This window comes from Geodermatophilus normandii (assembly GCF_003182485.1).
Taxonomy (GTDB): domain Bacteria; phylum Actinomycetota; class Actinomycetes; order Mycobacteriales; family Geodermatophilaceae; genus Geodermatophilus; species Geodermatophilus normandii.
The window spans coordinates 3,282,318-3,305,120 of the sequence record NZ_QGTX01000001.1 but is presented as its reverse complement, the minus strand read 5'-3'; the positions used below and the strand labels follow the sequence as shown (position 1 = coordinate 3,305,120).

23 protein-coding genes are annotated in these 22,803 nt (G+C 77.3%); 17 read left to right on the top strand and 6 right to left on the bottom strand.

Features of this window, described 5'->3' with window-relative positions; genetic code table 11:
• Positions 1-14: 14 nt before the first annotated feature.
• Complete coding sequence (locus JD79_RS16085; RefSeq protein ID WP_110006345.1) at positions 15-1,223, top strand: coiled-coil domain-containing protein; 1,209 nt, start codon at positions 15-17, stop codon at positions 1,221-1,223.
• 18 nt (positions 1,224-1,241) lie between these two features.
• Here JD79_RS16085 and JD79_RS16080 read toward each other — a convergent pair whose 3' ends face one another.
• A complete protein-coding gene (locus JD79_RS16080; protein ID WP_245900146.1) occupies positions 1,242-2,033 on the bottom strand; it encodes an HpcH/HpaI aldolase family protein in 792 nt (263 codons plus the stop codon).
• A 100-nt stretch (positions 2,034-2,133) separates the two neighbouring features.
• On the opposite strand from JD79_RS16080, the gene JD79_RS16075 reads away from it, so the two are divergent.
• The 11 genes from JD79_RS16075 to JD79_RS16025 all read left to right on the top strand — a co-directional run bounded on the left by JD79_RS16075 (position 2,134) and on the right by JD79_RS16025 (position 13,163).
• The gene (locus tag JD79_RS16075; RefSeq protein ID WP_110006343.1) at positions 2,134-3,537 is read left to right on the top strand and encodes an MFS transporter; all 1,404 of its coding nucleotides are present in this window, start codon (positions 2,134-2,136) and stop codon (positions 3,535-3,537) included.
• Positions 3,538-3,585: 48 nt separating this feature from the next.
• Positions 3,586-4,440: an alpha/beta fold hydrolase gene (locus JD79_RS16070; protein ID WP_110006342.1), complete on the top strand. Its 855-nt coding sequence runs from the start codon at positions 3,586-3,588 to the stop codon at positions 4,438-4,440.
• 109 nt (positions 4,441-4,549) lie between these two features.
• Entirely contained in the window at positions 4,550-5,869 is a 1,320-nt protein-coding gene (locus JD79_RS16065) for an alpha-amylase family protein (protein ID WP_110006341.1), read from the top strand.
• A gap of 77 nt (positions 5,870-5,946) precedes the next feature.
• Complete coding sequence (locus JD79_RS16060; protein ID WP_245900145.1) at positions 5,947-7,317, top strand: cytochrome P450; 1,371 nt, start codon at positions 5,947-5,949, stop codon at positions 7,315-7,317.
• A 533-nt stretch (positions 7,318-7,850) separates the two neighbouring features.
• Positions 7,851-8,054, top strand: coding sequence for a cold-shock protein (locus JD79_RS16055; RefSeq protein ID WP_012948522.1), 204 nt, complete (start codon positions 7,851-7,853; stop codon positions 8,052-8,054).
• A gap of 119 nt (positions 8,055-8,173) precedes the next feature.
• Positions 8,174-8,602, top strand: a complete 429-nt coding sequence (locus tag JD79_RS16050; RefSeq protein WP_110006340.1) for a cupin domain-containing protein — start codon at positions 8,174-8,176, stop codon at positions 8,600-8,602.
• Positions 8,603-8,749: 147 nt separating this feature from the next.
• Positions 8,750-9,259, top strand: coding sequence for a sigma-70 family RNA polymerase sigma factor (locus tag JD79_RS16045; protein ID WP_211308005.1), 510 nt, complete (start codon positions 8,750-8,752; stop codon positions 9,257-9,259).
• Positions 9,243-10,325 carry a hypothetical protein gene (locus tag JD79_RS16040; protein ID WP_110006339.1) on the top strand — a complete coding sequence of 361 codons (1,083 nt, stop codon included), beginning with the start codon at positions 9,243-9,245 and terminating at the stop codon, positions 10,323-10,325. The genes JD79_RS16045 and JD79_RS16040 overlap by 17 nt, the downstream gene beginning before the upstream one ends.
• Positions 10,322-11,293, top strand: a complete 972-nt coding sequence (locus JD79_RS16035; protein ID WP_211308004.1) for an ABC transporter ATP-binding protein — start codon at positions 10,322-10,324, stop codon at positions 11,291-11,293. Before JD79_RS16040 ends, JD79_RS16035 begins: the two co-directional genes overlap by 4 nt.
• Complete coding sequence (locus JD79_RS16030) at positions 11,290-12,141, top strand: ABC transporter permease (RefSeq protein WP_110006338.1); 852 nt, start codon at positions 11,290-11,292, stop codon at positions 12,139-12,141. The genes JD79_RS16035 and JD79_RS16030 overlap by 4 nt, the downstream gene beginning before the upstream one ends.
• Before the next feature lie 89 nt (positions 12,142-12,230).
• Positions 12,231-13,163, top strand: a complete 933-nt coding sequence (locus JD79_RS16025) for an alpha/beta hydrolase (RefSeq protein WP_110006337.1) — start codon at positions 12,231-12,233, stop codon at positions 13,161-13,163.
• Positions 13,164-13,559: 396 nt separating this feature from the next.
• On the opposite strand, the gene JD79_RS16015 is transcribed toward JD79_RS16025, so the two are convergent.
• On the bottom strand, positions 13,560-14,045 hold the full coding sequence (locus tag JD79_RS16015; protein WP_211308003.1) for a cupin domain-containing protein: 486 nt from the start codon (positions 14,043-14,045) through the stop codon (positions 13,560-13,562).
• A gap of 57 nt (positions 14,046-14,102) precedes the next feature.
• Between JD79_RS16015 and JD79_RS16010 the strand changes: the two genes are divergently transcribed.
• The gene (locus JD79_RS16010) at positions 14,103-15,266 is read left to right on the top strand and encodes an MFS transporter (RefSeq protein ID WP_170149238.1); all 1,164 of its coding nucleotides are present in this window, start codon (positions 14,103-14,105) and stop codon (positions 15,264-15,266) included.
• Positions 15,267-15,270: 4 nt separating this feature from the next.
• On the opposite strand, the gene JD79_RS16005 is transcribed toward JD79_RS16010, so the two are convergent.
• Positions 15,271-15,672 carry a formylglycine-generating enzyme family protein gene (locus tag JD79_RS16005; protein ID WP_211308002.1) on the bottom strand — a complete coding sequence of 134 codons (402 nt, stop codon included), beginning with the start codon at positions 15,670-15,672 and terminating at the stop codon, positions 15,271-15,273.
• A gap of 138 nt (positions 15,673-15,810) precedes the next feature.
• On the opposite strand from JD79_RS16005, the gene JD79_RS16000 reads away from it, so the two are divergent.
• Positions 15,811-16,983: an HNH endonuclease signature motif containing protein gene (locus JD79_RS16000; RefSeq protein WP_110006334.1), complete on the top strand. Its 1,173-nt coding sequence runs from the start codon at positions 15,811-15,813 to the stop codon at positions 16,981-16,983.
• Positions 16,984-17,000: 17 nt separating this feature from the next.
• On the opposite strand, the gene JD79_RS15995 is transcribed toward JD79_RS16000, so the two are convergent.
• Positions 17,001-18,026: an aldo/keto reductase gene (locus tag JD79_RS15995; protein ID WP_110006333.1), complete on the bottom strand. Its 1,026-nt coding sequence runs from the start codon at positions 18,024-18,026 to the stop codon at positions 17,001-17,003.
• Between the two features lie 421 nt (positions 18,027-18,447).
• On the opposite strand from JD79_RS15995, the gene JD79_RS15990 reads away from it, so the two are divergent.
• On the top strand, positions 18,448-18,732 hold the full coding sequence (locus JD79_RS15990) for a hypothetical protein (protein WP_110006332.1): 285 nt from the start codon (positions 18,448-18,450) through the stop codon (positions 18,730-18,732).
• A 12-nt stretch (positions 18,733-18,744) separates the two neighbouring features.
• On the opposite strand, the gene JD79_RS22270 is transcribed toward JD79_RS15990, so the two are convergent.
• Positions 18,745-19,356 (bottom strand): TetR/AcrR family transcriptional regulator, encoded by a 612-nt coding sequence (locus tag JD79_RS22270; RefSeq protein ID WP_170149237.1) that lies wholly within the window; start codon positions 19,354-19,356, stop codon positions 18,745-18,747.
• A gap of 61 nt (positions 19,357-19,417) precedes the next feature.
• Between JD79_RS22270 and JD79_RS15980 the strand changes: the two genes are divergently transcribed.
• Positions 19,418-21,664: an MFS transporter gene (locus JD79_RS15980; protein WP_110006331.1), complete on the top strand. Its 2,247-nt coding sequence runs from the start codon at positions 19,418-19,420 to the stop codon at positions 21,662-21,664.
• 89 nt (positions 21,665-21,753) lie between these two features.
• Positions 21,754-21,945, top strand: a complete 192-nt coding sequence (locus tag JD79_RS22265) for a hypothetical protein (protein WP_146220467.1) — start codon at positions 21,754-21,756, stop codon at positions 21,943-21,945.
• 13 nt (positions 21,946-21,958) lie between these two features.
• On the opposite strand, the gene JD79_RS15975 is transcribed toward JD79_RS22265, so the two are convergent.
• Positions 21,959-22,783 (bottom strand): alpha/beta hydrolase, encoded by an 825-nt coding sequence (locus tag JD79_RS15975; protein WP_245900144.1) that lies wholly within the window; start codon positions 22,781-22,783, stop codon positions 21,959-21,961.
• Between the last annotated feature and the right edge of the window lie 20 nt (positions 22,784-22,803).

Below are 22,803 nucleotides of genomic sequence, written 5' to 3'. Positions count from 1 at the left end.
CTATCGTCGCCGGCATGACGACGACCGACGGGACGCGGGACGACTCCCGGTGCGCCTATCCGGGCTGCTCCGCCTCCCCGCGGCCACGGACTCCCGGACGCAGCGGCCCGTCGCCCAAGTTCTGCGACCGGCCGGACCACAACCCGGAGTCGGCACGCACGGCCAGGGCGCGGGCGACCGGTCAGCGCGCCGGCCGGCTCGCCGTCACCGCGACGGCTCTGGCCGAGGACCTCCCACCCGAGGGCCGGGTACGGCACCTGGTGGACCGGTGGGCAGCGGTGACCCGCGAGGCCGCCCAGGCCGCCGAGGCCCAGGCCGCCCTGCTCACCGCCGCCGCCGAGGCGCTCGGGCAGTACCAGGACGAGACCACCGTGGAGGCGCGGCTGGCCCAGGCGCGGGCCGACGTCGACGCCGCGCACGCCGCGCGGCTGCGCGCCGAGGAACAGGCCCGCCGGGCCGAGGAGCTCCGGGTGGAGGCCGAGGAGGGACGGCGGGCCGCCCAGCGGGACGCCGACGCGGCCCGGGCCGCCGCCGAGGAGGCGGTCGCCGCGGCCCGGGAGGAGGCCACCCGCCGGGTCGCCCTCGCCGACGACGCCCGGCAGGCGGCCGAGACCGCGCGCCAGCAGGCGGAGACGGCGCAGCGCCGGGCCGAGGAGGAACGGACGGCCGCCCGGCAGGAGGCCGACGTCGCGGACATCGCCCGGCGGGACGCCGAGCGGGAGGTCGACCGGGCGCGGCGGGCCGGGGAGCAGGCCCGAGCGGAGGCCGCGCGGGAGCACGACGCGCTCGTCGAGGCCCGGGCGCGGTGGAGCGTCACCGAGCGGACTCTCACCGACACCGTGCGGGCCCGGACGCAGGAACGCGACGAGGCGGCCGCCGCGCGGGACGAGGCGCTCGCCGCCACCGCCGCCGCGCGCGAGCAGGCCCGCGACGCCGAGCGCGAGCGGGACTCCGCCCGGCGCGCGGAGCAGGACGCCCGGACCCTCGCCGGGGAGGCGACCGGCCGGGCGACCGCGGCCGAGCGGGACCTCCGGGCGGCGCTGACCGACGCCGCGCGGGCCGCCCGGCGCGCCGAGGACGCCTCCCGCCGGGCCAGCGAGGCCGAGGCCGGTACCCGGCAGGCCACCGACCGGGCCGGTGAGCTCACCGCCGAGGTCGAGCGCCTCCGCGCGGAGGTCCAGGACCTGCGTCGGCCCGCCGGCGACGGCCCGCCGGCCTCCTGAGCCCCTCGCCGCGGGACCTCAGCCCGGCCCGGCGCCGGCTCCCCGCGCGGTGGACAGGTGCTGCGAGGTCGCCTGACCCAGGACCGCCACGTCGACGGCGACCGTGACGATGGTGGCGCCCTCCGCCGCGAACCCGGCGGCCTCCTCCCCGCTGTAGGCGTGCACGCCGACCGGCACGCCCGCGGCCACCGCCCGCGCCACGATCGAGGACAGCACCCCGCGCAACCGCTCGCGGTGCTCCTCCCCCGCCAGCCCGAGCGACAGCGACAGGTCGCCGGGTCCGACGTACACCCCGTCCAGCCCCTCGACGGCGAGGACGGCGTCGAGGTCCTCGAGCGCGGTGGCGGCCTCGACCATGAGCACCACCAGCGGCTGCTCCGCCCCGCCCGACAGCCGCCCGATCGACCGCCCGCCGGCCGGGGCGTACCGGGTGGCGGCGACCACCTCGCGGGCGTGGGCGGCGTCGCGGACGTTGGGCACGATGACGCCGCGCGCACCCAGGTCCAGCGGCCGTCCGACGTCGGGGAAGGCCGGGCTGCGGGTGCGCACCAGCGGCACCGAGCCCGCGGCGGTGATCGCCGCCGCGATCCCCGGCAGGTCGGCCTCGGCGGCCGAGCCGTGCTGCAGGTCGACCACGACGAAGTCCGCGCCGGTGCGGGCCAGCACCTCGCCGGTGACCGCGCCGGGCAGCAGGCTCCACAGCCCGTGCCGCGCCTCCCCCGCCGCCCACGCGCGCCGCAGGTCGTCCCCGCCGGTCGCCCCGCCGGTCGCCCCGCCGGTCGCCATGCCGCTTGCCTTGCCGCTTGCCATGCCGCCCCCTCTCCTCGCGAGGCGATCCTGCTGCGGCGCTCCTCCGCGCGCGACCGAGACCACTCGTTGGCCATGGCAACGACCTGGGACCCTGGAGGTCATGCCGGCCGCTCCTCCCCCACGCGCCCTGGTCCCCGTCCTGCTCTTCGTGGGCACCGTCGTCGCCGTCATCAGCAGCCTCGGGGCACCGCTGGTGCCGGCCGTCGCGGCCACCCTGGACACCTCGCTGCCCGACGCCCAGTGGTCGCTCACCGCCACGCTGCTCGTCGGCGCCGTCGCCACGCCCGTGGTGGGCCGGCTCGGCGACGGGCCGCAGCGGCGCCGGGTGGTCCTCGTCGTGCTGGGCGTCGTCACGCTCGGCGGGGTGCTGGCGGCCCTCCCGCTGGGGCTCGGCTGGCTGGTCGCCGGCCGCGCGCTGCAGGGGCTGGGCCTGGGCCTCACCCCGTTGGCCATCGCCACCGCCCGCGAGGCCCTGGCCGGGCAGCGGGCACGGTCCACGATCGCCGCGCTGTCGATCACCGTCGTCGCCGGCGTCGGGCTGGGCTACCCGCTCGCCGGACTGGTCGCCGAGCTCGGCGGGGTGCACGCCGCCTTCTGGGCGGGGGCCGGGGTGAGCCTGGCCGCGCTGCTGGCCTCGGCCGCCGTCCTCCCGCCGGCGGAGACGACGCAGCGGTCCCGGCTCGACGTCGTCGGGGCGCTGCTGCTCGGCGCGGGCCTGGCCGCGCTGCTGATCGCCCTCGGGGAGGCCGGGACGTGGGGCTGGACGTCGCCGGCCCTGTGGAGCCTGCTCGGCGGCGCGGCCCTGGCGCTGGCCTGCTGGGTGCCGTGGGAGTGGCGGACGCCGTCGCCGCTGGTCGACCTGCGGCTGGCCCGCGGGCGCGTCGCCCTCACCGCGCACGTGGCGGCCCTGCTGGTCGGCCTGTCGAACTACCTGCTGCTGGCCTCGGTGCCGGTGCTGGCCCAGGGCCCGGTCTCCGACGGTGCGGGCTTCGGCGTCTCGATCGTGGTGGCCGGGCTGGTCCTGCTGCCGTTCTCGGCGGCGAGCGTGCTGGCCGGCCGGCTGGCCCGGCTCCTCGCCGACCGCGCCGGTCAGCACCTGGTGCTCCCGGTCGCCGCCCTCGTGCAGTGCGCCGCCTTCGTCCTGTTCGGTCTGGCCCGCACGGACCTGTGGCAGCTGTTCCTCGTCATGGGGATCGCGGGGCTCGGGGTCGGTGCCGCCTTCGCCGCCTTCCCGGCGCTCGTGGTCTCCGCCGTGCCGCCGTCGGAGACCGGCAGCGCCACGAGCCTCAACCAGGTCCTGCGCTACGTCGGGTTCGCCCTCGGCAGCACGCTGACCGCCACGGTCCTCGACGCCGCCACGCCGGAGGGCGGCGCGCCGGCCGCGAGCGGGTACACGACGATCGCCGTCGTCGGGGCAGCGGTCTGCGTGCTCACCGCCGTCGTCGCCTGGCTGGCCCTCGCCCGCCGGCAGCCGGCGGGGGTGCCCGCCCCTGCGGGCGGATGACCCGCACCGGATGATCGGCGGGCCGCCCACCCTCCCGAGGAGCCACCCGTGTCCACCCCCGCCTGGTTCGAGGCCGCCCTCGCCGACGCCCCGGTGCACCGCGAGGTCGACGTCGAGGGCACGCCGGTGCACTACCGCGTGTGGGGCGAGGCGGGCCGGCCCGGCCTGGTGCTGGTGCACGGTGGCGCCGCGCACTCGGGCTGGTGGGACCACGTCGCGCCGCAGCTGCACTCGCACCGGGTGGTCGCCCTCGACCTCAGCGGGCACGGCGACAGCGGCCGGCGCCCGTCCTACGACATGGACACCTGGGCGCGCGAGGTCGTGGCCGTGGCCGCCGCCGAGGACCTCGCGGCGCCGGTGGTCCTCGGCCACAGCATGGGCGGCTGGGTGGCGCTGACGGTCGGGGTCGCCCACCCGGGCGCGGTCTCCGCCGTCGCCGTCATCGACTCCCCGCTGGTCTCGCGGCCGCCGGAGGAGGAGCGCCTGCGGCAGCGGCGGCGCCCTCCCCGGACGTACGCCTCCGTGGAGGAGGCGGTCGAGCGCTTCCGCACGCTCCCGCCCCAGGACGTGCTCCTCCCCTACGTCCGCGAGCACGTGGCGCGCGGCTCGCTGCGCCGCGAGGGCGAGGGCTGGACCTGGAAGTTCGACCCGCGGCTGTGGGGCCCGCCGCCCCTGCTGACCGAGTTGCTCCCCCGGCTGACCTGCCCGGCGGCACTGTTCCGCTGCGAGAAGGGGCTGGTCAGCCCGGCGATGGCCGAGGAGATGGCCGGCCTCGTCGCCGGCGGGCTGCCGGTCGTGGAGCTCCCCGACGCCGGCCACCACCCGGTCTTCGACCGGCCGCTGGCACTGGTGACCGGGATCCGCACGCTGCTCGCGTTCTGGCCGGGCGGCGGGGGAGGGTGACGGGCGCAGGGTGACGGGCGCAGGGTGACGGGCGCAGGGTGACGGGCGCAGGGTGACCGGGCGCAGGGTGACGGGAGCGCCCACCGGGGCGACGGGGACGGGAGGGCGAGTGCCGCGCTGGGTGGACGACGCGATCTGGTGGCAGGTGCACCCGTTGTCCTTCACCGGTGCCGAGCGCGCCGCCCTGCCGCCCGGGGAGCTGCGGCACCGGCTCCCGCACCTGCAGCGCTGGCTGGACCACCTGCTCGCGCTCGGCTGCAACGGCCTGGCGCTCGGCCCGGTGTTCGCCTCCGGCACGCACGGCTACGACACCGTCGACCACTTCCGCATCGACCCGCGCCTGGGCGACGACGGCGACCTCGACGCGCTCCTCGCCGCGGCGCGACAGCGCGGCATCCGGGTGCTGCTCGACGGCGTGTTCAACCACGTCGGCCGCGACCACCCCGCCTTCCGCGCCGTCGTCGAGCAGGGGCCGGGCGCGCCGACGGCGGACTGGTTCCGGCTGCACTGGCCCGAGCGCTGGACGCCGGGCACCGCGCCGGGCGCCGACGTGTTCGAGGGCCACGACCTGCTCGTCGAGCTCGACCACTCCTCCCCCGCCGTCGCCGACCTGGTCACCCGCGTGATGACGCACTGGCTCGACCGCGGCGCCGACGGCTGGCGCCTGGACGCCGCCTACGCCGTCCCGCCGTCGTTCTGGGCGGGGGTGCTGCCCGCCGTCCGGGCCGCGCACCCCGACGCGTACGTCGTCGGTGAGGTCATCCACGGCGACTACCCGCGGATCGTGGCCGAGGGCGGGCTGGACTCGGTCACCCAGTACGAGCTCTGGCAGGCGGTCTGGCACGGGATCGCCGAGCGGAACCTCTTCGAGCTGGCCTGGTCGCTGCAGCGGCACGGGGAGTTCCTGCGGTCCTTCGTGCCGTGGACGTTCGTGGGCAACCACGACGTCACCCGCATCGCCAGCGCGGTCGGCGACCCGCGTCACCTGCCGCACGCCCTCGCCGTCCTGCTCACCGTCGGCGGGACGCCGGCCGTGTGGTCCGGTGACGAGCACGCCTTCACCGGCGTCAAGGAGCACCGCGCCGGCGGCGACGACGCCGTCCGGCCGCCCTTCCCGCCCGACCCGACCGGGCTGTCCCCGCTGGGCACGCCGACGTTCGCGCTGCACCAGGAGCTGATCGGCGTGCGCCGGCGACACCGCTGGCTGCACACCGCCGCCCCCGAGCAGGTGCACGTGGCCAACGAGCAGCTCGTGTACTCGGTCGCCGGGGACGGACAGCGCCTGCTCGTGGCCCTCAACCTCGCCGACACCACCGCCCGCGTGCCCGCCCCCGGGGCCGGTGCCGTGCTGGCCGGCGGGGCGACCGTCGGCCGCGGCGACGCCGAGCTGCCCGCGCACGGCTGGGCGGTCCTGGACTCCCGCGCCTGACGGTGGGTGACCCTGGCCACACGGGGTGAGAGGGTGGCCGGACCGGGAGGAGCCCGGGCGGACGGAGGGACGGGGACGTGCTCGACGGGGACGGGACGGTGCGCAGCGGGGCCCGGTGGGCCGCGACGCACGGGGTGATGCGGCTGGCGATCCGGGCCCGGGCGCGCGGTGGCAACCCCGACGCCCAGGTCCTGCGCGACGCCGCCGTCCGCGAGGACCCGTTCGCGCACTACGAGCGGCTGCGCACCGCGGCGCCGTTCGTGGGCGGCGCCTTCTCCAAGGTCAGCGTCCACCACGACGTGTGCACCGAGGTCCTGCGCAGCGCCGACTTCGGTCAGATCGCGGGGTCGCGCACCGAGGGCCTGCCGCCGGTGCTGCAGCGGGTGCTGCGCCTGGCCGGGCCGCGGCCGAGCGTCGGGCCGATCGACCCGCCGTCCATGCTCGCCGTCGACCCGCCCGAGCACACCCGCTACCGCCGGCTGGTCAGCCGCGCCTTCAGCGCCCGCGCCGTCGCCGGGCTGCGCGAGCGCACCCGCGCGATCGCCGACGGCCTGCTCGACGACCTCGAGCGGGAGGCCGCCGCCGGCGACGGGCGCACCGACCTCGTCGCCCGCTACGCCAGCCTGCTGCCGGTCACGGTCATCTCCGAGGTGCTCGGCGTCCCGGTCGCCATGCGCGAGCAGTTCCTCGCCTGGGGCGACGCCGCCTCGCCGAGCCTCGACATGGGCCTGGACTGGCGCACCTTCCGCGCCGTCGAGCGCAGCCTCGGCGAGCTCGACACCTGGTTCCGCGGCCACCTGCGGCGGCTGCGCCGCGACCCCGGCGACGACCTGCTGTCCGCGCTGGTCGGCATGCTCGACGACGACGGCAGCGGGCTCACCGAGCAGGAGCTGCTGGCCACCGCGCTGCTCGTCTTCGGCGCCGGGTTCGAGACGACGGTCAACCTCATCGGCAACGGCGCCGAGCGGCTGTTCGCCCACCCCGACCAGCGCCGGCTGCTCGCCGAGGACCCGTCACTGTGGCCGAACGCCGTCGACGAGGTGCTGCGCGTCGAGTCGCCGGTGCAGCGCACCGGGCGGCGGGCGCGGCGGGACACCACCGTCGCCGGCGTCCAGGTGCGGGAGGGCGACCTGGTGATCCTGGTGCTGGCCGCGGCCAACCGGGACCCGCGCGTCTTCGACCGCCCGCACGAGTTCGACGTCACCCGGGCCGACGCCCGCGACCACGTCGCCTTCTCCAGCGGCATCCACTTCTGCCTCGGCGCCGCGCTCGCGCGGATGGAGGGCGAGGTCGCGCTCCAGGCGCTGTTCGAGCGCTTCCCCGACCTCGCGCCCGCCGGCCCCTCCCGCCGGCGCCGCACGATCATCCTGCGCGGCCACGCCTCGATGCCGGTCACGCTCGGCCGGGCGGTCCGCTCCGCCCCGGACCGCCCCTCCGTCCCCGCCTGAGGACGTCCCCGCCCGAGGACGACCAGACCCGAGAACGACCCCGGGCGGGGACGGGCGCGGTAGCGTCGGGGTGGCACGAGGAGGCCCCATCCCCACACACCGTGGACGCTGCGCCGAGGCTCATCTCGGTTGCCCCTGCCGGGGTGACGAGACGATCCACGAGGAACGATCCCGGCAGGTCGCCGAGGCGCGGGCGCGCTCGGCCGAGCCCGTCGACTGCCCCGAGTGCGGCGCCCCGACGACGCCGCTCGCCCTCGTCGCCTGGGGCAACTGCCGCTCGTGCCGCACGGCGCACTCCCGGGTCACCGATCCGCTGCGCTGGTGACCCGTCCGGGGCAGCGGTGACGAGGGTCGCCACCGGCCGGTGCGGGCGCCCCGTACAGTGGGTCCCGGTCGCTGTCGTGCCTCTGCTTCGTTCCCGGACGTCCGCAGTCGTCTCTGCCTGACGTTCCTCTCGGTCCTGCCGGTCGGTGCGGCGACCCGGGCCCGGCACTCGTCGGGCCCGACACCATCAGCACGGAATCGAGAACGACATGACCCAGGGCACCGTGAAGTGGTTCAACGCCGAGAAGGGCTTCGGCTTCATCGAGCAGGACGGCGGCGGCCCCGACGTCTTCTGCCACTTCTCCGCGATCAGTGGCAGCGGCTACCGCTCGCTGGACGAGGCGCAGCGCGTCGAGTTCGACGTCACGCAGGGCCAGAAGGGCCCGCAGGCGGAGAACGTCCGCGCCATCTGAGCGCAGCACTCCTGACGGGGGCCCCGTGGTCACTGACCGCGGGGCCTCCGCCGTCTCCCCCCCGTCACCCCGCCGTCTCCCGGTGGACCGGTCCCGGCCGGCGGTGGTCCACTGCACCGGTGAGCGACCACCACCGTGACGACCAGGACGACGCGTGGCACCGGCCGCTGCGGCACGTGCGCGCCGCCGACCTCAGCGGCGACACCGGCCAGACCCGTGGCATGACCCGGCGCGAGGCGGTCTCCGAGCGGACCGTCGGGTCGCAGCGGCTGTGGATGGGGCAGACCCACGTGGCGCCGCGCACGTCCTCGGGCGACCACCACCACGGCGACTCCGAGACCGCGATCCACGTGCTGCGCGGCCGGCCGGTGTTCGTCTTCGCCCGCGACGGCGAGGAGGTGCGGCTGGCCACCGAGCCCGGCGACTACGTGTTCGTGCCGCCGTTCACGCCGCACCGCGAGGAGAACCCCACCGACGAGGAGGCCGTCGTCGTGATCGCCCGCAGCAGCCAGGAGGCGATCGTCGTCAACCTCCCCGGGCTCACCTGAGGTCGTCCCGCCGGCCCCCTGTCACATCCGGGGGCGTGGCGGTGCTCTACAGACGTGGACGTCGTGGGGCACCGTGTCAGTGCGCCGGCCGCCGTGCTGTCCCGCGGGCGGGCGGCGGAGCGCACCAGGCGGGAGGACGGCGGAGCCGTGTCGGGACGAGGAGCCGTCCGCGCCGACCTCGAGCAGGTCTTCCGCACCGCCTATCCCCGCGTGGTCGCCGTCGCCACCCGGGTGCTCGGCTCCCGCGACGGCGCCGAGGACGTCGCGCAGGAGGTCTTCCTCTCCTTCGCCCGCACCGCGGTCCCGGCCGGTGAGGCGCCGGCCTGGCTGTCGGTCGCCGCGGCGCACACCGCGCTCAACCACCTCCGCTCCGGCCGCCGCCGCGCCTCCCGCGAGGAGTCGGCCGCCGGTCCCGACCCGACCGTGCCCGACGTCGCCGACGACGTCGTCACCCTCGACGAGCGCCGACGCGTGCGCGCGGCCCTGGCCCGGCTCCCCCGGCGCCAGGCGGTCGCCCTCGTCCTGCGGCACAGCGGCCTGAGCTACGCCGAGGTCGCCGCCGCTCTCGATCTGTCCCCCGGCAGCGTCGGCACCACCGTGCGACGCGCCGAGTCCGCCCTGCGCGAGGAGTTGTCCCGTCATGCGTCATCCCACTGAGGGCACGCTGCGCCGGCTCGTGGACGAGCCGGCCGGTGTCGCCGACGCCGACCGCGAGCACGTGGCCGGCTGCCCGGCGTGCCTGTCCGGCCTGGCCGCCGCCCAGCGTGACGCCGCCGCCGTCTCGACCGCCCTGGACACCGGGACGCCCCCGGACGTCGACGCCGCGTGGTCCCGGCTGGCGCACGCGGTCGCCGTCGACGAGCGCCGGCGCGCAGCCGCGCCCGCACCCGCCCGCCGGTGGCGCAATCGGCTGCGCAGCCCCGTCGTCGCCGTCGTCGGGGTCGCCGCCCTGCTGGCCGGCGGCGGCGCGGCCGCCGCCGCGGACTGGCTGCAGGTCTTCCGCACCGAGCAGATCGCGCCGGTGAGCGTCACCCAGGCCGACCTGGTCGCGCTGCCCGACCTCTCCGCCTACGGCACGGCCCAGGTGGTCGAGGAGCCCGACGTCCGCGGGGTGGCCGACGCCGCCGCGGCCGGGGAGGCGACCGGACTGGGCGTGCCGCGGGTCACCGACCTCCCCGGCGGCGTGAGCGGCGACCCGGCCTACCAGGTCGGGAACCGGGCGACCGTGGAGTTCACCTTCTCCGCCGAGCGCGCGGCGGAGGCCGCCTCCGCGGCCGGCGAGACGCTGCCGCCCCCGCCGGCCGGCCTCGACGGCGGCCGCTTCCGCCTCTCCGCGGGCCCCGGCGTGGCCGCGGTGTGGACCAGCGGCAGCGGCGCCCCGGGCCTGGTGGTCGCCCGCGTCGTCGCGCCCACCGCCGAGTCCTCGGGGATCCCGTTCGCGACCGCCCGCGAGTACCTGCTGTCGCTGCCCGGCCTTCCCGAGGACCTCGCCGCCCAGCTGCGCTCCTTCGCCGGCGACGGGACGACGCTGCCGCTGCCCGTCCCGGCCGGCCTGGCCACCAGCTCGGTCGAGGAGGTGGACGGCGCGCCGGCCACGGTGCTCACCTCGCGCGACGGCTCGGTGGCCGGCGTGGTGTGGGTGACCGACGGCGTGGTCACCGCGGTCGCCGGGTCCCTCGACGCCGACGAGGTGCTCGCCGTCGCCCGGGGTCTGCAGGAGTGACCGCCCCGACCGCCGCCACCTCGGCGGCGCAGCGGCTGCTGGCCGACCTGCCGCCGTCGCCGGCGGTCTGGTGCGAGGGCCTGCGCAAGCGGTACGGCCGGCGGACCGCGGTCGACGGCGTCTCCTTCACCGTCGGCCGCGGCGAGGTCCTCGGCCTGCTCGGGCCCAACGGCGCGGGCAAGACCAGCGTCATCAAGATGCTGCTGGGCCTCGTCCGGCCCGACGCCGGCGAGGTGCTGCTGCTCGGCCGGCCGGCGCGCGACCCGCAGGCCCGGGCGCGCGTCGGGTACCTGCCCGAGCTCTTCCGGTACCAGCCGTGGCTCACCGCGGCCGAGGTGCTCACGCTGCACGTCCGCCTCTCCGGCGCTGCGACACCGACCGCCGAGCAGCGCGAGGTCCTCGGCCTGGTGGGGCTCGGCGAGCGCGCCGGCGACCGGGTGGGCGGCTTCTCCAAGGGCATGCAGCAGCGGCTGGGCATGGCCGTGGCGCTCGTGGCCCGCCCGGAGCTGGTCGTCCTCGACGAGCCGACCAGCGCGCTGGACCCGCTCGGCCGCGTCGACGTGCGCGACCTGGTGCTCTCGCTCAAGGAGCGCGGCGTCGCGGTGCTGCTCAACTCGCACCTGATCGGCGAGGTCGAGCGCGTCTGCGACCGGGTGGTCATCCTCGACCGCGGCCGGGTCGCCGCCGCCGGCACGCTCGCCGAGCTGCTCGGCTCGCGGGAGCTGCGGCTGCGGCTCGACGGCGTGGACGCCCGGGCCGAGGCGCGGCTGGCCGCCACCGGCCGGCTGACCCGCAGCGGCGAGTGGTTCACCGTGACCCTGTCCGACGACGAGGAGTCCGCCGTCCCCGCCCTCGTCGCCGACCTGGTCGCCCTCGGGGTGCGCGTGCACGCCGTCGAGCCCGGGCGGATCAGCCTCGAGGAGCGGCTGCTCGCCGTGCTCCGCGAGGGTCCGGGAGGGCCGTCGTGAGCACCGCCCGGACCGTCCTCACCTTCGCCGGCCTCACCCTGCGCGAGGCCGCACGCCGGAAGGTGCTGCGCTCGCTGGCGGTGCTGACCGTGCTCCTGCTGGCCCTGTCGGCCTGGGGCTTCGCCCGTCTGGACGCGGAGTTCGGCGGGCTGACCAGCGGCGAGGCGCGGCTGGCGGCGTCGACCGTGCTCAACCTCGTCATGTTCGGGTTCAGCCTCATCGCCGCGCTGGGCACCGCGTTCCTCGCCGGCCCGACCCTGTCCGGGGAGGTCGAGTCCGGGACCGCGCTGGCGATGCTGGCCCGCCCGGTGCGCCGCTCGGCGGTGCTCGTGGGCAAGTGGCTGGGGCTCGTGGCGTTCGGCAGCGCCTTCGTCACGCTGGCCGGGCTGGCGCAGTTCGTCGTCGTCCAGGTCACCGTGGGCTACTGGCCACCGCGGCCGGTGGTCGGCCTCGCGCTGCTCGCCGCGCAGACGGCGGTGCTGCTCACGCTCGGCCTGCTGCTGTCCACGGTGATCTCGCCGATGGCCTCTGGCGTGGTGGCGGTCGGCCTGTTCGGCGCCACCTGGATCGCCGGCGTCGTCGGCGGGATCGGCGACGCGCTCGGCAACGAGGGCGTCGCGCGGGTGGGCGCGGTGTCGCGGATGCTGCTGCCCACCGACGGGCTGTGGCGCGGGGCGATGAACGCCTTCCAGGACCCGAGCCTGCTCACGCAGTTCGCTCCCGACCTGGGCGGCTCCCCGTTCTTCTCCGAGGCGCCGCTGACCGCGACCTACCTGGCCTGGGCCGCGCTGTGGGTGGCCGTGGTGCTGGGGCTGGCCGGGATGGCGTTCTCCCGCCGGGACCTCTGAGGACGGCGGAGGTCGGGCGGTAGCGTCCGTGTCCGGGTCACGACCGCCCCGTTCCGATACTGCCCGACACTGCCGTCAGGAGATCCCCCGTGCCGGTCGACCCGCACATCGCCGCCCTGCTGTCCCTGCTCGCGCAGTCCGGCGCGCCGCCGATGTACGAGGGCACCCCGGAGGCCGGGCGCGCCCAGTACCTGCAGCTCACGCACGGCGCGCGCACCCCCGAGCAGGTCGTGCCGGTGGCGGCCACCGAGGACCGCACCGTCCCCGGTGCCGACGGCGACCTGCGCGCGCGTGTGTACCGGCCCGAGGGCGAGGGCCCCTTCCCCACCGTCGTCTTCTTCCACGGCGGCGGCTGGGTGATCGGCGACCTCGACACCCACGACAACATGGCCCGCTCGGTGTGCCGCGGCGCGCGGGCCGTCGTCGTCGCCGTCGACTACCGGCTGGCGCCCGAGCACCCGTTCCCCGCCGCCGCTGAGGACGCGGTCGCCTCCGCCCGCTGGGTGGCGAAGAACCTGCACGAGTTCGGCGGCGACGAGCGGCTGGCGCTCGCCGGCGACAGCGCGGGCGGCAACCTGGCCGCGGTGGTCGCCCAGGTGCTGCGCGACGACGGCACGCCGCTGGCCGGGCAGTTCCTCGTCTACCCGGCGGTCGACGCCGAGGGCGACTACCCCTCCCGCGTGGAGAACGCGAGGGGCTACTTCCTCGAGAAGGACACGATGGACTGGTTCTACGGCCACTACGCCGGGGCCTGGGACGACGCCCGCGACGCCCGGCTCTCGCCGCTGCACGCCGACCTCACCGGGCTGCCGCCGGCGGTGGTGGTGACGGCGGAGTTCGACCCGCTGCGCGACGAGGGCGAGGCCTACGGCGAGGCACTCGAGGCGGCCGGCGTGCAGGCCGACGTGCGGCGCTACGACGGCCTGATCCACGGGTTCTTCGACATGGGCGCCTTCTCCCCCGCCGCGCAGGCCGCGATCGACGAGAGCTGCGCGCGCTTCGGCGAGGTCCTCCGGAGCTGAGCGCCGGCGAGGGGCCGGGATGACGGACGACGCCGACCTCGAGCGGCTCGCCGGGGGGTTCCGCGCGTCCAGCGAGGAGTCCTCCGGCGAGGCGCCGGTCTCCTCGGCGCTGCCGGCGGCCGTGGCCCGCGACCGCGACCGCCGGGGTTCCCGGCCGCGCTCCCGACGCCCTCGCGCCCGTGCCCGACGGCGCCGTCCCGGTCGTCCTGCACACCGCGGTCCTGCCCCACGTCGGTGCCGACCGCCGCGCGGCGTTCGTCGACCGGGTGCGCAGCCTGCCGGTGCGGTGCCTGGCGCAGGAGGCGGCCGGGATGGTGCCCGGACGGCGGCCGGGTCGACGGGCTCGGCTGACCGGGCTACCCGTCCATCCGGACGCGTGCCGCACGCAGCACCCCGTCAGACCCAGTAGGTGTCGTGGCGGAGCATGAACTCCGCGCGCTCCTCCGGGGTCATCTGCGTCCCGCGCGCGAGGGTCTCGAAGTACTCCTCGCGCGGCCCGCCCGGCGCGAACATCAGCAGCATCGAGGCGCGCTCCCCGCCGCGGAAACCGTGGACCCCGCCCTCGGGGACGTAGAAGAAGTCGCCCTCCCCCGCGGTGACCCAGGTGCGTCCGTCGTAGACCTCGACCTCCCCGGACAGGACGTAGAACTGCTCGGTGATCGACCGGTGGAAGTGCGGTCCGGGGCCCGACGCCTCGCTGCCGAAGGTCCAGCGGTACAGGCCGAAGCGCCCCCCGGTCTGCTCGCCGGTGGCGAGGAACTCGCACGTGACCCCGCCGGCCGAGGTGGTGTCCGGGGGCTGCCCGGACGGGCGCAGCCAGGCACTGGCCTCGCCGGTCGTGCCGCGGTAGAGGTCGGGCGGGTAGTGCCGGTGCAGGGACACGTCGACTCCTCTGCGGACGGGCGTCCATCCTGGCAGCGGAGCGGTAGCGTCCGCCGGGTGCTGGACGCCGCAACGGAGCGGGACAGGCGGCGACGACTCGACGCCCTGACCTTCGGCCTCTTCACCGTCGCCCTCGGCACCAACATCCCGACCCCGCTGCTCCTGGTCTACCGGCGCACCCTGGGGCTGTCCGACGCCGACCTCACCGCCGTCTTCGGGTGCTACGCCATCGGGCTGGTCGCGGCGCTGACCGTGGCCGGGGCGGCCTCGGACCGCTTCGGGCGCCGGGCGCTGGTGCTGCCGTTCGCGGTGCTCGCCGGGCTCGCCTCCCTGCTGTTCGTCCCGGCGGCCGGCTCGCTGCCGCTGCTCTACACGGGCCGGCTGCTGCAGGGCGTCGTCTCCGGGGTGGTGTTCTCGGTGGCCAACGCGTGGCTGCAGGAGCTCGCCGGCCCCGACGCGCAGCAGTCGGCGGCCACCCGCGGTGCGGTGTCGTCGTCGCTGGGCTTCGCCGTCGCCCCGGCGATGAGCGGGCTGCTCGCCCAGTACGGGCCCGCACCGACGACGCTGCCCTACCTCGTGCACGTCGGCGTCCTGCTGGTGGGGCTCGGCGCGCTGCTGGTGGTGCCGGAGACGGTGCGCGAGCGGCGGCCCGGCCGGCTCATGACCCTCGGCCTGCCACCGGAGGCGCGGCGGCCGTTCCGGGCGGTCCTCGCCCCCACCGCGGTCGGGGTGTTCGCCTTCCCCGCCGTCGCGGCCACCGTGCTGCCGCTGCTCGTCGTGCCCGACGGCGTGGGCGTGGCCTACGCCGGGCTGGTCGGCGGGCTCGCCCTGGGCGCCAGCGCCGTGGCCGCGCGGGTGGGCCGCCGGTTCGAGCGGGGCGCCGCGCCGCTGGGAATGCTGCTGGGCGCGATCGGGATCGCCATCGGCGTGGCCGCGGTGGTCACGCGCTCCGAGCCGCTGCTGCTGCCGTCGTCTGCGCTGATGGGCGGCGGTGCGGGGCTGTGCCTGACCGCCGGGCTGACCCTCACCGCCCGGCTGGCCCCGCCGCACACCCGCGGGGCGATGAACAGCGCGTTCTACGCCTTCGCCTACGCCGGGTTCGGCACCCCGCTGCTGCTCGCCTGGCTCGGCTCGCAGGTCGGCACCGTCGCGGCGCTGTCGGCGTTCGCGGCGGTGCCCCTGGCGCTGGCCGGCTGGCTGGCCCTCGAGCTGCGCCGGTGAGACCTCAGCGGGGAACGGAGCAGGCAAGCCGGAAGCCGACGTCGTCGATGCGGAGCGTGGGGTGGCTGCGGCGCCGCACGGAGGCGCGGCAGCTCCAGTGCTCGTCGAACCAGCCGTCGCCGCGCAGCACGCGGTAGCTGCCGTACACCTCGGGGTCGTAGCGGTCCCAGCACCACTCCCAGACGCCGCCCAGCGCGTCGTGCAGGCCCCAGGCGTTCGGCTGCCGGCCGCCGACGGGGTGCGGCCGCTCCCGGGTGACCCGTGCGTACAGCTCCGCGGTGACCGGGACGGCCGCCAGCTCGAAGGCGTCGACGTCGACGGTCCACGGCCGCCGTGTGCGCCGGTCGGACAGGGTCACGCGGCCTGCCGGGACGGGCAGCATCGCCTCCGGCGCGCACGTGTCCACGGTCGCGGGAGGCTACCGGCCGGCGCCGGCCGGACACCGGTCCCCCTCGCTGTCGAGGCCCCCTGCCACATCCGTGGACGGGGGCCTGACCTGGGGATACAACGCGCGGGAGGGCCCCTCCGGCGGTAGAATCCGTACATGTGTTCGAGTGATCTGGGAAGCGGGGACGTCCTCGACGACGTCGCCGCACTGGTCGCCGAGCGCAACCGGATCGACGCCGCCCTGGCCCGCCGAGTGCGGGAGGCGGAGCTGTCGCAGGCGCCCGAGCGCGACGGGCAGCGGTCGATGGCCTCGTGGCTGCGCGGGCACTGCCGGCTGTCGCCGGCCGAGGCCGCGCGGGTGGTGCGCAGCGGCCGGGCGCTGGAGCACCTGCCCGCCCTCGCCGAGGCGCACGACGCCGGCCTGGTCTCGGCCGCGCAGGTCGCCGAGGTGGCGCGGGCGGTGACGCCGCAGCGGCTGGCCGCCGCGGCCACGCAGGGCGTGGACCTCACCGTGATCGACGCGGTGGTCACCGGGGTCGCGGTCGAGCAGCCCCACGGCGACCTGGTGACGGTGGTGCAGCGCTACTGCGACGACCTCGACCCCGACGGCCCCGAACCCGACCCCACCGAGCAGCGGTCCCTGACGCTGGCCAGGCACGCCGACGGCAGCCTGTCGATCCGCGGCGAACTCGACGCCGTCGGCGCCGAGCGGCTGCAGGCGGCACTGGAGGCCCACGTGCAAGCCGACCGGCCCGCCGAGGACGAGCGCACCCGCGCGCAGCGGCAGGGCGACGCCCTGGTGCAGCTGTGCGACAACGCGCTGGCCGCCGGCGGCCTGCCCACCCTGCGGGGGCACAGGCCGCAGGTCGCCGTGGTGCTGAAGCTGGAGGACCTGGCCGACCCGGCCACCGGGCGGGGCGCCGCCGAGATGGGCTTCGGTGCGGTCATCTCCGCCGCCCGCGCCCGCTGGCTCGCCTGCGACGGCGCCGTGAGCCGCGTGGTGTTCGGCCCCGACGGCGCCCCGCTCGACCTCGGCCGCGCCCACCGCCTCGCCGACCGCCACCTGCGCCGCGCGACCGAGCTCCGCGACGGCGGCTGCGTGTTCACCGGCTGCCAAGCGCCCACGCACTGGTGCGACGTCCACCACCTGGTCCACTGGATCGACGGCGGCGAGACGTCACTGGAGAACTCGGCCCTGTTGTGCGAACGGCACCACACCGAGGTCCACCACGGCTTCCGCGTCGAACGACGACCCGACGGCCGATGGCACACCTGGCGACCCGACGGCACCGAGATCACCACCCCCGCGGCGCTCGCCCCTGCCGCATGAGCAGCGACCTCGGCAGGTCAGTCGAGCGTGCGGGTGCGCTGCTCGACGCCGATCTCGCCGTAGGGGTAGTCGGCCCACCCAGGGTCGCTGACCGCGTCGAGCCGCGCGGTCTCCTCGGCGTCGAGCACCAGCCCGGCGGCGCCCAGGTTGCCGCGCAACTGCTCCGTCGTGCGCGCCCCGAGGATCACCGAACTGACCGCCGGCCGGGCGAGCAGCCAGGCCAGCGCGACCTGCGGCATCGGGACGCCGCGGGCCTCCGCCACGTCCTGCACGGCGGAGAGCACGTCCCAGGTCCGCTCACGGGTGGCGACCCGGTCGTAGGCCTCCATGCCGCGGCCGGGGTCCTCGCCGAGGCGGGTGGCGCCGGCCGGACGCTGCTCACGGGTGTACTTGCCCGACAACCAGCCGCCGCCGAGCGGCCCCCAGGGCAGCAGCCCCAGCCCGTTGGCCAGGCAGGCGGGCACGATCTCGGCCTCGACGTCGCGCACGAGCAGGCTGTAGGAGGGCTGCAGCGTGACCGGGGCGGCCAGGGAGCGGTGCTCGGCGAGGTCGACGGCGCGCTGCACCTGCCAGGCGGTGAAGTTCGACAGCCCCGGGTAGCCGACCTTCCCGGCCGAGACGGCGTCGTCGAGGAAGCGCAGCGTCTCCTCCAGCGGCGTGAGCGGATCCCAGGCGTGCAGCTGGTAGAGATCGACGTGGTCGACGCCGAGGCGGCGCAGCGAGTCGTCGAGGGCCCGGCGCAGGTGCCGGCGGGAGGTGCCCACCGCGTTGGGCTCCTCGCCCATCGGGAACCGGCCCTTGGTGGCGAGGACGACGCGGTCGCGGACGTCGGCCGGGCGCGCGGCCAGCCAGCGTCCGACGATCTCCTCGGCGGCACCGGCGGAGTAGACGTCGGCGGTGTCCACCAGCGTGCCGCCCGCGTCGAGGAAGACGTCGAGCTGCTCGTGCGCCCCGGCCTCGTCGGTCTCCGCGCCGAAGGTCATCGTGCCCAGCGCCAGTGCCGACACGGCGCAGCCGCTGCGGCCGAGGGTGCGCAGCTCCATGGCTCGTTGCATGGCTCTCAGCAAGCCACAGGTCGCGGACCGGCGCCCGGTGAGGGGACGGTCCGGGGTGGTCCCCACCCCCGGCAGCCGGTTCGGGGCGTCACCGGATGGTCGCGGGGAGGTGGCGTCGAGAGGCTGGCGGAGCCGGCCGGGACCGAGGTCACGCCCCGTCCGGCCCCTCCCGCCGTGGCCCGAGGCGAGGCGCCGTGTCCACTCCTCCCGCCGTCCGTACCGCTCCGGCCGCAGCCCGAGGCCGGACATGGCTGGGCCGCCTCGCGCTGCGCCGGATCCGCCGCCGGGGCCTGGACGTCTCCCGCCTGACGCTCCTCCCGCCGGCCGCGCGCGTCCCGCTGCAGCGGGTCGGCGTCCACCCCGTCCCCGGCTCGCCGAGCTGCGGGTCCCCGGGCCCGTGTGCTGCTGGGTGACCCCGAGGCCGCTGCCCTGGTGCGCGAGGGTCCCGGCGCGACGTCGAACGGGTCGTCGACGAGCTGCTGCGCTGCTGGCGGTTGTCCAGGTCGCCTGCCCACGCTTCGCCCGGGAGGACCGGGAGCTGTTCGGGACGCACCTGCGGGCCGGCGACGTCGTCCTCGTCTCGCTCAGCGGCACCGTCCGCGACCCGGCCCGGGCCGGTGCCGACCCCGACCGGCTCCCGTTCCGCCGGCTGGCCTTCGTGTACGGCGTCGACGCGCTGCCCGTCACCTCCTGACGGCGGCTCCGGTCAGCCGGTGCGCTCGGCCCGCAGCAGCGCGCTGCCCGGGACGACGAGGCGGCGCACGTGGGGGTCGACGTCGTCCGGGCCCGGGGCCGGCTCGCCGAAGTCGAGGGCGCCGATGGCGTAGAAGTCCGTCGTCGCGGTGACGCACTGCCAGCGCCAGGCGAGCTCGCGGGCGTCCAGGTGGGGCAGCAGCGGGGCGAGGGCCGCGCAGTACCGGCCGGCCATGGCGCGCACCGCCGCCGCGCCGTTGGCCTCCCACCGCGCCGGCGGCTGGTCGAAGATCCGCGTGAACACCCGCGCGGCGTAACGGCCGCGGCCGGCGCAGCGCAGCGCCACGATCGGCCGCACCCAGCCGTCGACGAGCGCCTCGACGCCGGCGTCCCCGTCCAGGGCCCCGAGCGCCCGCGCCCGGTCGGCGACGACGCCGTCGACCACGCGGCGCTCCACCGCGGCCACCAGGCCGTCCTTGTCCCCGAAGTAGTAGCCCACCGCGGCGGCGTTCCCGACGCCGGCGCGGCGCAGCACGTCGCGCACCGAGGTGCCCGCGGGCCCCGACACCGCCAGCAGCTCCTCGGCCGCGTCCAGCAACCGCACGGGGGTTGCGCTCTCCGACACGGCACCTCCATGCTGGGCGCCGCCTAATACGGGCGTATCAGGCGATCGTCTGGAGTCCAGCATGCCCGATGCCCGCAGAGTCCGGGGCGGTCTCGGCGCCCTGCTCGCCGTCATGTGCGCCGCCCTCGCGCTGGTCATCGGTGCCGGCTCCTCCCTCGCGCTGGCCGCACCCGAGCTCGCCCGGGTCACCGGCGCCACGCAGACCGAGCTGACCTGGGCGATCAACGTCTACGCGCTCACCTTCGCCGCCCTGCTGCTGCCGCTGGGCATCGCCGCGGACCGCTTCGGCCGGCGCGGCGCCCTGCTCCTGGGCCTGGCCGTCTTCGCCGCCTGCAGCGCGGCCTCGGGGCTGGTCGAGGACCCGGTCGCGCTCATCGTCCTGCGCGGCGCCGCCGGGATCGGCGCGGCGGCGGTCATGCCGGCGACGCTGTCGGTGCTCGTCGACGCCCATCCCCCGCAGCGGCGGGCCTCGGCGATCGGGGTGTGGGCCGCGGTCTCCGGCGCCGGGGCCCTGCTGGGGCTGCTGCTCGCCGGCGTGCTGCTCGAGTTCGCGTGGTGGGGCAGCGTGCAGGTGGCCTTCGGCGCGCTGTCGGCCGTCGTCCTGCTGCTGTGCGCCGTCGTCGTCCCGCCCTCGCGCAACCCGGACCTGCCGCTGGACCCCGTCGGCGGGCTGCTCTCCCTGGCCGGACTGGGCGGCGTGGTCTTCGGCGTGGTCGAGGGGCCAGAGCGCGGCTGGACCGACTCGACGACGCTCACCGCGCTGGCGGCCGGCGGGGTCTGCCTCGCGGCCTTCGTCGGCCACGAGCTGCGCTCCCGGCACCCCATGCTCGACGTGCGGCTGTTCCGTGACCGGGGGCTGTCGGCGGGGAGCACCGCCGTGTTCCTGCAGTTCTTCGCCGCCTTCGGCCTGTTCTTCCTCGCGCCGCAGTGGCTGCAGTACGTGCACGGCCTCTCGCCGCTGCAGGCCGCGCTGTGGCTGGCGCCCATGGCCCTGGGCATCGGCCCGACGGCGCAGCTCGCGCCAGCGCTGCTGCGCCGCCTCGGCGCGCGCACCGTCGCGGCCTGGGGGCTCGGGCAGATGGGCGCGGGGCTGGTCCTCCTGGCCCGCCAGTCCGACGGCGACGCGCCGCTCTGGCACTTCGGGGTGGCGCTGTTCGTGTTCGGCGTCGGCTTCGGGCTGGCCCTGACCCCGGGCACGACGCTGATCATCGACGGCCTGCCCGCCGACCGGCGCACGCTCGCGGCGGCGGTCAACGACGTGACCCGCGAGGTGGGCGGCGCGCTCGGCGGCGCGGTGGCCGCCACCGTCCTGCTCGCCGTCTACCGGGACGACCTGGTCCCCGTGGTCGCGGACCTGCCGTCCACCGCCCGCGACGTGGCCGGATCCGGCCTGGCCCAGGCCGTCGCGGTGGCCGAGCGGGCGGGTCCGGCCGGCGCGGCCGTGGCCGACGGCGCCCGGGACGCCTTCGGTGCCGGCTACGCCGTGGCGCTGCTGGTGGGCGCCGCGGTGCTGCTGGCCGGCGCGGTGCTGTGCGGGCTGGTCGCCCCCCGCCGCGGCGCGGCGCTGCACCGCGGCGAGGACCACGCCTCCCGGCCCGTCCTCACGGTGGCGCCGCGGCGCCGTCCGGTGGTGAGCCTGGCCCGGGAGTCGGCGGCGGTGCCGGCCCGCCACCTGCCCCGCTCCCTGGAGGCGGTGCTGGCGGCCGGGATGGTCCTCGGGGTCTTCGGCGGGGTCGTGCTGCTGACCCACTCGCTGTCGCTGGCCTCCGGCGGCTGGGTCGTCCCCGCCGCCCACAGCGAGGTCACCCGGACCGCGCCCCCGGAGCGGGTGACGCCGGCGGCTCCCCCGGTGGCCGTCCCCCCGTCCACGGCGACGACCCCGCCCGGGTCGGAGCCGCCGCCACCCGCGCCGGCGCAGGAGCCCGCAGCGACGACGGCGGCTCCCCCTCCCCCGACCACCGCCGCGCCGCCGCCGACGACGCCACCGGCGACCACGACACCACCGGCGGAGACCACGACACCACCGGCGGAGACCACGACACCACCGGCGGAGACCACGACGCCGCCAGTGGAGACCACCACCCCGCCCGCCGAGACCACGACGCCACCGGCCGAGACCACCACCCCGCCCGCCGAGACCACCATCCCACCGGCCGAGACCACCACCCCGCCCGCCGAGACCACGACGCCACCGGCGGAGACGAGCGAGCCCCCCGCCGAGGCCACCACGCCGCCCGCCGGGCCGACCACCGAGACGCCCGCGCCCGAGCCACCCGCGCCGGAGCCACCCGCGCCGGAGAGCCCCTGAGCGGCGGTTCCCGTGACGCGGCAGGTTCGTTGCGCACGGCGACCGGGATGCCCCTGTCGCCGCCCCGCGGAGCAGCCGAAGGTGGGGCCATGGAACTCACGAGAGTGGTCGCCGGAACCCGGCACGCGGCGGTCCGGCTCTGGCGGGGGCACGTGCAGCTGTGGGACGCCTTCCTGTCCGCCGACCCGTGGGACCCCGGACCGGCGGACCACGACGCGCGGCCGCTGCACTGGGAGGGGTCCGTGCTGGTGGGGACCGTCCTGCCGGGCCGCCCCGGCTGAGGCCCGGGACGGGTCAGTCGCGGCCGGTCAGGGCGGCGAGCTCGACGACGGCGTCGACCAGGGCGGGGCCGTCGAGCAGGACGGCGTCGTTGTGGTCGGCCCCCGGGACCTCGACCCGGCGGTGCAGCTGCGCGGCGGCGTCGGCCACCCGCCGGCTCTGCTTCGGCGGCACGATCGAGTCGCCGCTGCCGTAGACGACCGTCGTCGGCGCCCGCACCGCGGCCACCTGCTCGGCGACGGGGTAGCGGTCGCGCAGCAGCAGCCGGACGGGCAGGAACGGGTAGTGGTGGCTGCCGACGGCGGCCAGGTCGGCGAACGGGGACCGCAGCACCAGCCCCGCGGGCGGGTGCTCCACCGCCAGCCCGGTGACGACCGCGCAGCCGAGGCTCTCGCCGTAGTAGAGGAGCCGGTCCGCGGGGACCCCGGCCTCCTCGAGGAGCCAGCTGCGTGCCGCGCGGACGTCGAGGGCCAGCCCCTCCTCGCTCGGGCTGCCGGGGTTGCCGCCGTACCCCCGGTAGTCGAACAGCAGCACCGCCAGCCCGGCCGAGGACAGCGCCCGCGCCAGCGGTGCGCGCAGGCCGCGGTGCCCGCCGTTGCCGTTGGCCACCAGGACGGCGGGCGCGTCGGCGTCCCGCCCGGGCACGAACCAGGCACCGAGGCGCAGGCCGTCGGCGGTGGTCAGCCGGACGTCGCGGCCGCCGGGCACGGCGCCGGCCGCGGCCGGGACCGGGCCGTCGTCGGGGAGGTACACCAGGCGCCGCTGCACCGCCCAGAGCAGACCCACGAGCAGAGCCAACAGGACGACGACGACCAGCGCCGCCCGCAGTGCCGGACGCACGCCGCCAGGATGCGCTCCCC